Origin of the sequence: Methylorubrum sp. B1-46 (assembly GCF_021117295.1) — a bacterium.
Classification (GTDB): domain Bacteria; phylum Pseudomonadota; class Alphaproteobacteria; order Rhizobiales; family Beijerinckiaceae; genus Methylobacterium.
In genome coordinates, this window is sequence record NZ_CP088247.1 from 278,471 (window position 1) to 290,773 (window position 12,303).

Sequence of the window (12,303 nt, forward strand, 5' to 3'; positions counted from 1 at the left end):
TGCCAACCTGTTTCGGCTGATTGGATCGGACCGCGCGGCTCGCGCGGTCCGAACGCTTTTTAAGTGCCGGCTTATCGGTCCACGGCTTCTGTCGTGTAGGCCGACGCGATCGGCCGAAAACGCGGTGATCCCTTCCGCCGCGCGGGCGTTGACCCGGTCCTGGGACAGCGGCTGGAGGATCTCGCCCATGACGAAGCTTTTCATCGCGCGGGTGCGCGGCGCGAGCGGGGAGCGCCCGCTTGTGACCGTGCGGGCTGCCGCCGAGGGGGAGGCCCGCCTGTTTGTGGAGGCGGCCTATCCGGAGGACGAGGTCGTCGAGATCGCCGAGCCCGGCGAGTGGGTGAGCGACAGCGACACCGGAACCCGCAACGGCGACGTGCGCGAGCATCCCGGCACCGCGTGGCAGGCGCCGTCGAGCCGGGCATAGTGCGCCGCCATGGCCTGCCTGCCCGAGGATGTGCGGGCCCTCGCGCTCCTGCTGCCAGAGGCGGTCGAGGGCGCGCATCAGGGCCATCCCGATTTCCGGGTCGGTGGGCGCATCTTCGCAACGCTCTGGACCGACGAGGCGCGGGTGGTTGTCAAACTGACGCCCGAGGCGCAGGCGCAGCGGGTGGAGGCCGAGCCGGACGTGTTCGAGCCCGTGCCGGGTGGCTGGGGCGCCCGCGGCTGGACCAGCCTCGACCTCGACAGCGCCGAGGAGGAAATCCTCCGCGAGGCGCTGCTGACCGCTTGGCGGATCGTCGCGCCGCCCGGTCTCGTCGCACGTTACGAAGGTCTCGCGCTCGATCCCTGACCGAGGCTCAACTTCTCAGGCCCGGCGCTTCCTGGCCGGTGCTCGCCACGTATTCCGAGTAGCCGCCGCCGTACTGGCGGATGCCCTCGCCCGTCACTTCGAGCACTCGGTTCGACAGGGCGGCGAGGAAGTGCCGGTCGTGGCTGACGAACAGCATCGTTCCCTCGAAACCGGAGAGGGCCTCGATCAGCATCGCCTTGGTGGCGATGTCGAGGTGGTTGGTCGGCTCGTCGAGGACGAGGAAGTTCGGCGGGTCGTAGAGCATCTTGGCCATGACCAGCCGCGCCTTCTCGCCGCCTGAGAGCACCCGGCAGGGCTTCTCCACGTCGTCGCCGGAGAAGCCGAAGCAGCCGGCCAGCGCCCGCAACGAGCCCTGACCCGCCTGCGGAAAGCTGCTCTCCAGATCCTCGAACACGGTGAGGTCGCCATCGAGGAGATCCATAGCGTGCTGGGCGAAGTAGCCGAGCTTGACGCTGCCGCCGACGGCGATCGTGCCGGCATCGGGCTGGGCCGTACCGGTGACGAGCTTCAGCAGCGTCGATTTGCCGGCGCCGTTGATGCCCATCACGCACCAGCGCTCCTTGCGCCGGATCGAGAAGTCGAGCCCCTCGTAGATGATGCGGCTGCCGTAGCGCTTGTGCACGCCCTTGAGCATCGCGACGTCGTCGCCCGAGCGCGGCGCCGGCTGGAACTCGAAGGCGACGGTCTGGCGGCGGCGCGGCGGCTCCACCCGCTCGATCTTGTCGAGCTTCTTCACTCGGCTCTGGACCTGCGCCGCGTGGCTGGCACGGGCCTTGAAGCGCTCGATGAATTTGATCTCCTTGGCGAGCATCGCCTGCTGGCGCTCGAACTGCGCCTGTTGATGCTGCTCGTTCAAGGCCCGCTGCTGCTCGTAGAAGGCGTAATCGCCGGAATAGGTGGTGAGCGTACCCCCGTCGATCTCGATCACCTTGGAGACGATGCGGTTCATGAACTCGCGGTCGTGCGAGGTCATCATCAGCGCGCCGTCATAGCCCTTGAGGAAGGATTCGAGCCAGATCAGGCTCTCCAGGTCGAGGTGGTTGCTCGGCTCGTCGAGAAGCATCACGTCGGGCCGCATCAGGAGGATGCGGGCCAGAGCCACGCGCATCTTCCAGCCGCCCGAGAGCCGGCCGACATCGCCGTCCATCATCTCCTGCGAGAAGCCGAGACCGGCCAGCACCTCGTAGGCGCGCCCCTCCAGAGCGTAGCCGTCGAGTTCCTCGAAGCGGGCCTGCACCTCGCCGTAGCGCTCGACCAGGGCGTCCATCTCGTCGGCCCGGTCAGGGTCGGCGAGCCCCGCCTCCAACTCCTTCAGCTCGGCCGCGACGACGCTGACGGGGCCGGCCCCGTCCATCACCTCGGCGACGACCGTGCGTCCGGCCATCTCCCCGACATCCTGGCTGAAATAGCCGATGGTGATGCCGCGCTCCGACGAGACTTGGCCCTCGTCGGGCTGCTCCTGGCCGGTCAACAGGCGGAAGAGCGTGGTCTTGCCGGCGCCGTTCGGACCGACGAGACCGGCTTTCTCACCCTTCTGCAGGGCAGCCGACGCTTCGATGAAGACGATCTGCCGACCGTTCTGCTTGCCGATCTTGTCGAGGCGAATCATGCGTCCGCGAGGCCTGATGAGAATGGGGTGGCGGGCTGCCGAGGAGGTTGCGACGGGCCTTACGCCATGCTCGACCCGATCGGAAGGCGACGCGGCCGCAGGGCAGAAGAGCGGCGCGGTCGGTGATCGCTCCAGTCCGCTCACAGTCCGCGATGGCGCTTGTCGTCAGCGATTGTAAAAATATCTTTTCCAAAAATTCTAACACCTCGAAACATGTCTAGATGACGGTGTTTCACCGACAACATAAGTTATGAACTAATATAGTTCATTCACATGCTAACAGTTGCTTCTTGTTAACCGTCCCTGGCTCACATAATCGTGATCCGAAGCGGCCGGGGCGGCCGGCGGATGCTTCTCTCAAAGTCCCGCGACGCAGACAGATGCGCTGGTTTACCAATCTCAAGCTCCTCGGAAAGCTTGCCATTCCCGCCGCCCTGGTCGCGCTCGTCGCTACCGGAATCGTCGTTCTCGCGCGTGATACGCTCGAGCGCCTGGAGCACACGACTCAGGAGGTCGTGGATGTCCGCGCGGCGCGGGTCATCACCGCGCTGCAAACCGCACTCGCTATCGACGAGGCGGTCATCAGCGAGAAGAACATCATCATCGAGACCGATGGACCGGCCCTGGCCGCGCATCGCAAGCGCTTCGAGGAGGCGCGCGACCGGGCCGTCGGCGGCATGGATCGCCTGATCGCCATGGCGGAATCCGATGCGCGCCGTACGATGCTCGGCGAGGTTAAGGCCACGGTCTCCGTCTTCTTCACGACGGTGGAGCACTCGATTGAGTTGGGCATGAAGAACCAGAACGCGGAGGCGGCGAAGCTCTCTTTCGAGGTGGTCCGCCCGGTTCGCACGAAGGCGATCGAAGCGATCGAGAAGCGCGTCACCGCCAATATCAGCGACCTCGAAGCGGCAAAGCGCCAGGCCAGCGAGGTCGGTCGGTCCGCGACGCTCGCCCTGACCGTGATCGCGGCGGTCGGCCTGCTCCTCGCCTTCGCCCTGCTCGGTCTGATCGCCATCGTCGGCGTCGCCCGGCCGATCAACCGCTTGGTCCGCGTGCTTCAGCGGATGGCCGACGGCGAGATCGAGGCCGAGATCACCGAGGCGCGCCGCGGCGACGAGATCGGTGCCGTCGCCCGTGCGGTCGAGGGGATCAAGGCCCTGGTCGCGCGCAAGGCCGCCGAGCAGGCCGAACTCAAGCGCGTGGCGGACGAGGCGGCTGCGATCGAGCGCCGCCGCACCATGATCGAGCTGGCCGACGGCTTCGAGCGCGCCGTGGGCGGCGTCGTCGGGATGGTGTCCTCTTCGGCCACCGAATTGCAGGCCACCGCGCAGCAAATGACCGCCACGGCCACGGAAACGGCGAGCCAATCGACCACCGTCGCGGCGGCGGCCGAAGAGGCTGCCTCCAACGTCAGCACCGTCGCCGCTGCGGCCGAGGAACTGGGTGCCTCCGTGCACGAGATCGGACGACAGGTCGGCAGCTCGGCCGACATGGCGCAACTCGCGGTCGGCGAGGCGGATCAGAGCGCCAGCCTCGTCCACGAACTGAGCCAGGCTGCGTCCCGGATCGGCGATGTGGTCAACCTCATCGCCAACATTGCGAGCCAGACCAACCTGCTGGCGCTCAACGCGACGATCGAGGCGGCCCGCGCCGGAGACGCCGGCCGCGGCTTCGCCGTGGTGGCAAACGAGGTGAAGGAACTGGCCGCGCAAACCTCGCGGGCCACGGAGGAGATCTCCGGCCAGATCGCGCAGATCCAGGGTGCCACCGGGCAGGCGGTGACGGCGATCGGCGGCATCACCGGACGCATCCGCGAGATCAACGCCGTCACCGCGACGATCGCGGCGGCGGTGGAGGAGCAGGGCGCGGCGACCCAGGAGATCGTCCGGAACGTCTCCCAGGCGGCGGTCGGCGCGGGCGAGGTGACGAGCAACATCGCGGGCGTGGCCCAGGCTTCGGAGGAGACTGGCGCGGCCGCCACCCAGGTGCTGGCATCCGCCTCCGAGCTGTCGCGGCAATCCGAGCATCTGCGCGCGGAGGTCGCCCGCTTCCTCTCGACGGTGCGCGCCGCCTGAGCCATTCATCACCCGGCAAGAAAAAAGGGGGCGCCGCGAGCGCCCCCTTTTTTAGTCACCGAGCATGCGCGGTGATGCTCCAGGTTCAGGATTTCGCCCTGTTTCGAAAGCCGGAAACCGTCTTTCGGGACGAGGTTCTAACCCGGCACCTTCTTATGGGTCACGGCGGTCGCGACCTCGTCCGGCCGCACCTCGTCCCCGGCGACGGCACCGGAGAGCGCGGCCGCGTGAAGGGCCAGGACGGGTACGAAGACGAGGGCCATCATCAGCGCGACGACGAGCACGACGCTGCTGTTGCGGCCAGACTTCGCCGCGCGAGAGCGAGCACGCCGGGAAATGGTGGTGGAGTCAGTCATGGCTCACCTCTTGTCGGACCAGCCGCCAAAGGCCGGTCGCGGGTGAGCCGGATCAGACGATCAGGCGCAGATCACGCGGTTGGCCGAAGGCGGCGTGGTCGATCGACTACTGTCGTCGGGCATGGGGGTCGGAAGTTCCTGTGGAGCCGCACATCACGCGCGCGGCGGCGATGGGCAGACAACGCGCGCTTGCCGGAAGAGTTCGATTCGGTCAAGCCCGAACCGGGATGCGCGCTGTGAATGGACGCAGGCGTCGCATCGCGATCTCACCCTCGAGCCCGCTACCGATCGGGCGGCTCGTTGACCGTTAAGAAACCATGTCGGAATCCATGTCAGACGTTACACCGAACGGCAGGATCGCCTGGACCCAGGACGGGATCTCCGAGGTGCCCCTGCAGCGCTTCACCGGCCAGGTCGGCGCGATCGAGGTGGCCACCGTCGAGTTCGACGGATCGAACCGCCTCTGGACATGGTGGAGCCCACTCTCCGAGGACATCTGGGGCCATGCCCAGGATGCTGACGGGGCCAAGCAGGCCGCCGGCCTGTGGCTTCGCGAATGGCTGGAAAACTTCCGGACCTTCTTCGAAGCCAGCCGCTGACGCAATCACGTGGCGGCGGAGGCGGCATCTCGGCTGCGCCACATGTAGCGGGCCAGGATCGAGCGGTAGGGCGCGAAACGGGTGGCCGTCTCGACCGTATCGTCGCGCCCGGTGAGACGCCGCAGGACACCGACGGCGGCCACGTCGCCGACGGGCCAGATGTCGGGGTCGAGAAAATGGAAGATGCCGGCCATGTCGGCGGTCCAGGGCCCGACGCCGCGGATGCGGCACAGGACGGCCGAGCGCTCGGCATGCTGGAGCGCAGCGAGATCCGCACCGAGACGTCCGGCCTCCTCCGCTTCGCGGATGGCCTGCAGCGCGCGCACTTTGTTTGCTGACACACCGCAGCCGCGCAGCAGATCCTCGTAGCCCGTCACGAAAAGATCGCGCGGCGCGACGGCCTGCGCGGCGGCTGCCGCCTCGACGCGCGTCCAGATCGAGAGAGCGGCCTTCGTCGAGAGCTGCTGGTTGACGACCTCGACGAACAGGCGCTCGGCCAGGCTCGCGTGGGATGGCGGCGCGATCTCGATCAGGCCCACAGCCGCGATCGCGGCCCGCAGCGGCTCCGAGATTGTGGCGGCCGTGCCGATCAGCCGGTCGTAGATCGCAGCGTCGAGCATCCGTCCTCCGGTCGTGACGACAGGGTGGGAAACACCCGGACGCGCTTTCCGGTGCCAAATCCGTTCATGGTTCGGCTCCCGCCCGATCATGAGACATTCTGGGCGAAGCGTCGGCAGTATGCTGCAATGCGGCGGCGAATTTTGCTTGACGCACGTTTGAAACGGCAGGATATTTCTCGAAAGGAAGCCAGAATTCCTTTCAAGAACGATTCTCCGGGAGGAGATGTGCCATGCAGGATGCGCGCGTCGCAGCCATGTTCGGTCGGGATCGAGCGGCGGCCATCTTCGCGGTTGGGATGGTCTGGCTCGTCTACGCCTTCACCTTCTGGACGATGCGGCAGGCCTGCGATGCCTGCGGGGTGACGTTTCTCGTCCTCGGCGTCGGCGCCTGCGTCGTGCTGCTCAACACGGCGGCGATCGCCGCGATGATCCGGCATTACCGCGAGGATCGCGACGCGATCTACGGCACGGACCTCTACTACCTCGATCGCCTCCGGGAGATGCGCCGGGCGGGGGAGGCCTGAGATGGCCGGCCGCACGCCCTACGAACCACCGGTCCAGTCCGTGGTCGGCCAGATCGTCGACGCCGTCCTGATGCTGGTTCTGGTCTTCATCACCCTCTACCTGCCGCTCCTGTTCAAGCTCGCCGGCGGCGGCACAACGACAACCACGACGCCGAACCCGACCTGGGAGTCGCTCGGCCAGAACCCGACCATGGCGGGCCAGTGGGAGAAGCTCGGCTTCACGCCGGAGAAGGCGGCCGGGATCATCGGCACCCGCTTCGACTACGCCTTCAACTGGGGTCTCGTGGCGCTCACCGCCGCGATCATCGTCGGCTACTTCATCTTCATGTTCCGGTACTCGGATCGCGAGTACCGCGAAGTCATCGCCGAGCGTTTCGACGGCGCGCCGAAGGCCTAACGCGAACGGTCCGCCGCTCGATCCGCCTTCCTAAGCCGCCGAGGTCGTCGGCCCCATCGTCCTGCAGATCGGGGGAAACACGTCATGGTGTCCGTGATGAATTGGGGCGCCTGGGCGGCCGCGACCGCCCTCGCCCTCTGGATGGGGTTCGACCTCCTTCGCACCAATCGAACCTACGACGAGAGCTTCCTCCTCTCCTCGGAGGAGGGTGAGATCGTCGATTCCGAGGTCGGCGAGACGGCGGCGAGGTCGTGATGACGACGGGTCAACCGATCGCGGAGCGGGTCGCCGCTCAGCCGCCCGCCGAAGCGAGCACGGCCCCGGCGCCGACCGCCCCCCGGAAGGTCGCGCTGCTGCGCGTGCTCGGGCCCGGCCATGTCTGGGCGCTCGGCGTCGGCATCGTCCTCGTCGGCGAGTTCATGGGCTGGAACTTCGCGGTGGGGAAAGGTGGGGCGGTCGCGGCGCTGGCCGCCTGCTGGCTCGCCGGCATCCTCTACACCTGCGTCGCGATGATCGATTCCGAGATCACCTCGACGGTCGCCGCCGCCGGCGGACAGTATGCCCAGGCCAAGCACATCATCGGGCCGCTGGCGGCCTTCAATGTCGGCCTCTACCTCGTCATGGCCTACACCATGCTGGAGGTGTCGAACGCCATCGTCACGGGCGACCTGATCGAGGCCTTCGCCCAGAGCCTTGGGCTTGAGGGGACGGTCGACAAGCGCGCCTTCATGGTGCTCACCGTCGTGGCGCTCGCCTTCCTCAACTATCGCGGCGTGCTCGCCACGCTGACGCTCAACCTCGTCATCACCTCCGCCGCCTTCGCCGCGATCGTGGTGCTGTTCGTCGCGACCCAGCCCTGGGCCCCCGGCGCGGTGCTGAAACACGAGGCGCTGCTGGGCGCCCTGCCCTACGGCTCTCTCGGCATCCTCGCGGCGATGCATTTCGGGCTGTGGTTCTATCTCGGCATCGAGGGCACGACCCAGGCCGCCGAGGAGGTCCGCTCCCCGGCCCGCGCCCTGCCGCTCGGCACCATGACCGGCATGATGACCCTGCTGATCGCCGCGACGCTGACGTGGTACGTCTGCTCCGGCCTGATGCCGTGGGAATATCTCGGCCAGGCGGTGACGCCGCTCTACGACGCGGCCCGGCTCACGGGCAGCCGTTGGCTGGAGCTCTTCCTGTTCCTCGGCACGCTGTTCGCCACGGTCGCCTCAGCCAACGGCTGCATCAACGACGCCTCGCGGGCGTGGTTCGCCATGGGCCGGGACCGCTACATGCCGGTCTGGTTCGGCGCGGTTCATCCGACCTATCGCACGCCTTACCGCGCCATCGTCTTCTTCGTGCCGATCGCGATCCTGTTCGCCGTCTCGACCCCGCTCGACCAGACCATCACCTTCTCGATCCTGTCGGGGCTGCTCGGCTACACGCTGATGGCGCTGTCGATCGTGCTATTCCGCCGCAAATGGCCGCTCGGCTCGATCCAGCGCGGCTACGTGCATCCGCTCCATCCGCTGCCGGCCGTGCTGCTGCTCGTCCTGTGCGTGGTCACCTACCTCGCGGTCTTCCTCGGCTACGGCACGCAGCTTCTGGCGATGATGGCCTTCTACATCACCGCCTCGGCTTGGTTCGTGCTGCACCGCTACAAGTATGTCCGCCGCGGCGACCAATTCACGATGCCCTGGCCGAAGCCCCGCGGATACTGAAGGCGCGGCGATGCTGATCGGCCTGAGCCTTCTGATCCTCCTGTCGAGCGCGGTGGTCTGCCTGCGCCAGCATCGGCGGGAGGCGGCGTGGCGGGGCAGTCTCCTCGACGACTGCGTCGGGCAGGTCGCAACGCCTTGCCTCGGGCGCGACCGGGCCGGCTTCGCGACGCTGCGCGGCCGCCTCGGGCCGGCCGCGGTCGATATTCGCTTCATCCCCGACACCCTGGTGCATCGGAGGCTGCCGCAGCTCTGGCTCCACGTTACCCTGCGGACGCCGCTCCCGACCGGGGCAACCCTCGATGTGCTGCGCCGTCCGGCCGGCGCGGAATTCTACGCCCCCGATCGGCTTCCGCTGCGCCTTCCCGTCCCCGAGGCATGGCCGGTCGATACCCTGGTGCGCGGGACGGCGGGCGCCGAGGCGCTGCTTGCCCGCATTGGCCCCGCGCTGAGCCGCCTTCTCACCGATCCGACGGTGAAGGAGGTTCTGGTGACGCCCGACGGCCTGCGGCTCACGGTGCAGGCAAGCCAGGGCTCCCGGGGCGCCTACCTGCTCCTGCGCGGCAGCCGCTTCCCCCTGTCGCGCCTCGCCCCGGATCAGCTCGGCGGCACGCTACGCGACGGCCTCGATCTCGCTCGGATCCTGTCCGAACCATCTTCGGAGACGTGGCATGCGCGCGCTGCCTGATCCCACCCGCGTCCTGCTCGTCGCGGCCCTCCTGCCAGGCATGGGCCATGTCTGGACGGGGCGCGCCGCGCGCGGGCTCGGCTTCGCCCTGTTCGCGCTCCTCGGCGGCTGGCTCACCGCCCGCTTCGCCGCGCCCGATGCGAGCCTCGTCGGGCGTCATGCCGGCGGCTTCTTCGTTTGGGCTTTGTCCATTCCGGACGCCTATCGCGGTGCCCGCCTCGATCGAGCTTGGGCGGAGCGGGCCCCACACTGACGCCGATTCGGGAAACAGATTCGGAGGTAGCCTTGGCGACCCGTCAGAAGCGGGTCGTGAGGGCCGTGAGCCAGTCCGGCGAGGCGTTCACCAGTGCCGTTTCCAGCGCCCGGTCATACCCTGAGAGGATCAATCCGCTCGAGACGACGAGGACGGCACCGAGAGCCGCCTTCAGCCCGCGGCCGAGGCCGAGCATCCGCTCGCGCCAGCGCATCAGGATCTCACGCGACAGCATCCCGAGGGCGACGAGCGGCAGGGCCGCTCCGAGCCCGAACAGCAGCATGGTCATTGCAACGCTGCCGAGATCGCGTCCCTGAGCGGCTAAGAGCGAGGCAGCCCCAAGGGTCGGGCCGACACAGGGGCTCCAGACGGCGCCGAGCAGTAGGCCGACGGCGAACTGGCCCGGCAGGCCGGCGGTGGAGACGCCGCCGAACCGCCGCTCCGCCCAATCGCTCACCGGCCCGCCCGCGGCGGCGAGCCGGGTCTGCGCCGCCGGCACGAGCAGGACGAGGCCGAGCACCATGAGCATCGCAGCCGCGGCTTTGCGGAACAGCTCGCCGTCGAGACCGATGGCGAAGCCGATCGTCGCCACGAACAGGCCGATCGCGACGAAGGCGAGCGCGAGGCCGGCGGCGAGCGCTACCGGCCCGAGGCGATGCTCCGTCGCAGCCGCGCCGAGCACGAGAGGCAGCAGCGGCAGGACGCAGGGCGAGAGTACCGAGAGCAGGCCGGCGAGGCTGGCGAGGCCGAGCTGCATGGCCATGATGCGCGCGAACCCCCTCCCCCGATTCGGCTCAGCCGTGCCCGTGGGCCGGCTGGGCGGCGTTGCCGCGGATCAGCTCGCGACCGGCATAAATGCCGCCGACGACCTGAAGGTCGAGACGCTCAGCGTCGCGCCGACGAACCTCTTCCATGATCTCCCCGGCCGCCTCCGGCTCCGAACCGATGGTCACGAGAGCCTGCTGGCCGAAGGCGAAGGCTGATTCGAGCGTCTCGCGAATCTGGTAGGCGACGCCCGCCTCGATCAGCTCGACCGCGTGCTCGCGGTCACGGGCGCGGGCCAGGACCGGCACCAGCGGGAATTCCGCCTTCGCCAGTTCGGCGATGCGGTTGGCCATCGCGCGGTCGTCGATGCAGATCAGGATCGCCCGCGCCGTCGCCGCACCGGCCGCGCGGAGAATGTCGAGACGGGCGCCGTCGCCGTAATAGACCTTGAAGCCGAACCCTTCCGCGAGGCGGATGTTGTCGGCATTCGTGTCGATGATCGAGACCGAGCACCCGCGCGAGATCAGCGGCTGGCTGACGATCTGCCCGAAGCGGCCGAAGCCGATGATCAGGGCGCTGCCGACGAGATCTTCCGGCGCCTCGACGCCGTCCGTGGAGGCGGACGCCTTCGGGCCGAAGCGATCAAGCGCGATGACGGTGAGCGGCGTCAGCGCCATCGACAGGATGACGGTGGCAGTCAGGACCGCGTTGGTCGTGCCGTCGATGATGCCGGCGCTCGCAGCCGCCGCATAGAGGACAAAGGCGAACTCGCCGCCCTGCGCCATCAAGGTGGTGCGCTCCAGCGCCTCGGCATGTCCCGCCCGAAGGAGGCGGGCGATGGCGTAGATCACCAGGCTCTTCACCGCCATGTAGGCGGCGACGCTCATCAGGATCAGGGCCCAGTTCGCGGCGATCACGGCGAGGTCGAGGGACATGCCGACGCCGAGGAAGAACAGGCCGAGCAGGATGCCGCGGAACGGCTCGATATCGGCCTCGAGCTGGTGACGGAAGCTCGATTCCGAGAGCAGGACGCCGGCCAAGAAGGCGCCCATCGCCATTGAGAGACCGCCGAGCTGCATTGCCAGCGCCGAGCCGAGCACGACAAGGAGCGCCGCCGCCGTCATGACCTCCCGCGCCTTGGCCGCGGCGAGGAGCCGGAACAGCGGGTTGAGCAACCAGCGGCCGGCTGCCACCAGCGCGGCGACGGAGACGAGCGCGATCACGATGGCGGTCGCGCGCTCCATCCCGCTCGTATCGGCACCGCCCGGCGCCAACAGGGCGACGGCGGCCAGAAGCGGCACGATGGCCAGATCCTCAAGCAGCAGGATGGCGACGATCCGCTGGCCCTTCGGGGTCGAGAGCGCACCGCGCTCATCGAGCAATTGCATGACGATGGCAGTCGAAGTGAGCACGAAGCCGGTGCCGGCGACGAAGGCGACGACGAGCGAGAATCCCATGGCGACGCCAACCAGCGTCAGGGCGGCGATGCAGGCGCCGACCTGCGCGAGGCCGAGCCCGAAGATCTCGCGCCGCATGCCCCAGAGCCGCGAGGGCTCCATCTCCAATCCGATGATGAACAGGAACATGACGACGCCGAGTTCGGCCACGTGGAGGATCGCGTGGGCGTCGGTGAACAGGCCCAGCCCGAACGGTCCGATGGCAAGCCCCGCCACGAGGTAGCCCAGGACCGAGCCGAGCCCCAACCGCTTGAATAGGGGCACGGCGACGACGCCGGCGGCGAGGAGGGCGACGACCTGAACAAGCTCGCTCGCGGCCCCGGTTGCTTCAACAGCCATGATCTGGACGAGCCTCTTGGTCGAACTTCGGACGTGGGGCACGGCGCCGCCGACCGGGGGCCGCCGTATTGGTCGTCAGCGGGTGCGCGGGTCTATGGCAGACC

General features: G+C 68.3%; 15 protein-coding genes. 10 read left to right on the top strand and 5 right to left on the bottom strand.

Annotated features, from left to right (window positions below):
• Positions 1–187: 187 nt before the first annotated feature.
• Both LPC10_RS01380 and LPC10_RS01385 read left to right on the top strand, forming a co-directional pair.
• Positions 188–427 carry a hypothetical protein gene (locus LPC10_RS01380; protein ID WP_231345111.1) on the top strand — a complete coding sequence of 80 codons (240 nt, stop codon included), beginning with the start codon at positions 188–190 and terminating at the stop codon, positions 425–427.
• Between the two features lie 9 nt (positions 428–436).
• Positions 437–793: an MmcQ/YjbR family DNA-binding protein gene (locus LPC10_RS01385; protein ID WP_231345112.1), complete on the top strand. Its 357-nt coding sequence runs from the start codon at positions 437–439 to the stop codon at positions 791–793.
• 7 nt (positions 794–800) lie between these two features.
• Here LPC10_RS01385 and LPC10_RS01390 read toward each other — a convergent pair whose 3' ends face one another.
• Positions 801–2,423 carry an ABC-F family ATP-binding cassette domain-containing protein gene (locus LPC10_RS01390; RefSeq protein WP_231345113.1) on the bottom strand — a complete coding sequence of 541 codons (1,623 nt, stop codon included), beginning with the start codon at positions 2,421–2,423 and terminating at the stop codon, positions 801–803.
• A 380-nt stretch (positions 2,424–2,803) separates the two neighbouring features.
• Here LPC10_RS01390 and LPC10_RS01395 point away from each other — a divergent pair, with 380 nt between their 5' ends.
• A complete protein-coding gene (locus tag LPC10_RS01395; protein WP_231345114.1) occupies positions 2,804–4,501 on the top strand; it encodes a methyl-accepting chemotaxis protein in 1,698 nt (565 codons plus the stop codon).
• 137 nt (positions 4,502–4,638) lie between these two features.
• Here the strand turns inward: LPC10_RS01395 and LPC10_RS01400 are convergent, their stop codons facing one another.
• A complete protein-coding gene (locus tag LPC10_RS01400; protein WP_231345115.1) occupies positions 4,639–4,857 on the bottom strand; it encodes a hypothetical protein in 219 nt (72 codons plus the stop codon).
• A 329-nt stretch (positions 4,858–5,186) separates the two neighbouring features.
• Between LPC10_RS01400 and LPC10_RS01405 the strand changes: the two genes are divergently transcribed.
• Positions 5,187–5,456, top strand: coding sequence for a hypothetical protein (locus LPC10_RS01405; RefSeq protein WP_231345116.1), 270 nt, complete (start codon positions 5,187–5,189; stop codon positions 5,454–5,456).
• Positions 5,457–5,461: 5 nt separating this feature from the next.
• On the opposite strand, the gene LPC10_RS01410 is transcribed toward LPC10_RS01405, so the two are convergent.
• On the bottom strand, positions 5,462–6,076 hold the full coding sequence (locus LPC10_RS01410) for a DNA-3-methyladenine glycosylase (protein WP_231345117.1): 615 nt from the start codon (positions 6,074–6,076) through the stop codon (positions 5,462–5,464).
• 230 nt (positions 6,077–6,306) lie between these two features.
• Between LPC10_RS01410 and LPC10_RS01415 the strand changes: the two genes are divergently transcribed.
• The 6 genes from LPC10_RS01415 (at position 6,307) to LPC10_RS01440 (ending at position 9,638) form a co-directional block, all read left to right on the top strand.
• Positions 6,307–6,600 (top strand): hypothetical protein, encoded by a 294-nt coding sequence (locus tag LPC10_RS01415; RefSeq protein WP_108938347.1) that lies wholly within the window; start codon positions 6,307–6,309, stop codon positions 6,598–6,600.
• Between the two features lies 1 nt (position 6,601).
• Positions 6,602–6,997 (top strand): hypothetical protein, encoded by a 396-nt coding sequence (locus LPC10_RS01420; protein WP_231345118.1) that lies wholly within the window; start codon positions 6,602–6,604, stop codon positions 6,995–6,997.
• Positions 6,998–7,081: 84 nt separating this feature from the next.
• Positions 7,082–7,252: a hypothetical protein gene (locus LPC10_RS01425; RefSeq protein ID WP_162940405.1), complete on the top strand. Its 171-nt coding sequence runs from the start codon at positions 7,082–7,084 to the stop codon at positions 7,250–7,252.
• Entirely contained in the window at positions 7,252–8,700 is a 1,449-nt protein-coding gene (locus LPC10_RS01430; protein WP_231345119.1) for an APC family permease, read from the top strand. The genes LPC10_RS01425 and LPC10_RS01430 overlap by 1 nt, the downstream gene beginning before the upstream one ends.
• A 10-nt stretch (positions 8,701–8,710) precedes the next feature.
• Positions 8,711–9,385 carry a hypothetical protein gene (locus LPC10_RS01435; protein ID WP_231345120.1) on the top strand — a complete coding sequence of 225 codons (675 nt, stop codon included), beginning with the start codon at positions 8,711–8,713 and terminating at the stop codon, positions 9,383–9,385.
• Positions 9,369–9,638 carry a hypothetical protein gene (locus LPC10_RS01440; protein ID WP_133088753.1) on the top strand — a complete coding sequence of 90 codons (270 nt, stop codon included), beginning with the start codon at positions 9,369–9,371 and terminating at the stop codon, positions 9,636–9,638. The genes LPC10_RS01435 and LPC10_RS01440 overlap by 17 nt, the downstream gene beginning before the upstream one ends.
• Before the next feature lie 43 nt (positions 9,639–9,681).
• Here LPC10_RS01440 and LPC10_RS01445 read toward each other — a convergent pair whose 3' ends face one another.
• Positions 9,682–10,401 (bottom strand): cytochrome c biogenesis CcdA family protein, encoded by a 720-nt coding sequence (locus LPC10_RS01445; RefSeq protein WP_231345121.1) that lies wholly within the window; start codon positions 10,399–10,401, stop codon positions 9,682–9,684.
• Between the two features lie 31 nt (positions 10,402–10,432).
• Complete coding sequence (locus LPC10_RS01450) at positions 10,433–12,199, bottom strand: monovalent cation:proton antiporter-2 (CPA2) family protein (RefSeq protein ID WP_231345122.1); 1,767 nt, start codon at positions 12,197–12,199, stop codon at positions 10,433–10,435.
• Between the last annotated feature and the right edge of the window lie 104 nt (positions 12,200–12,303).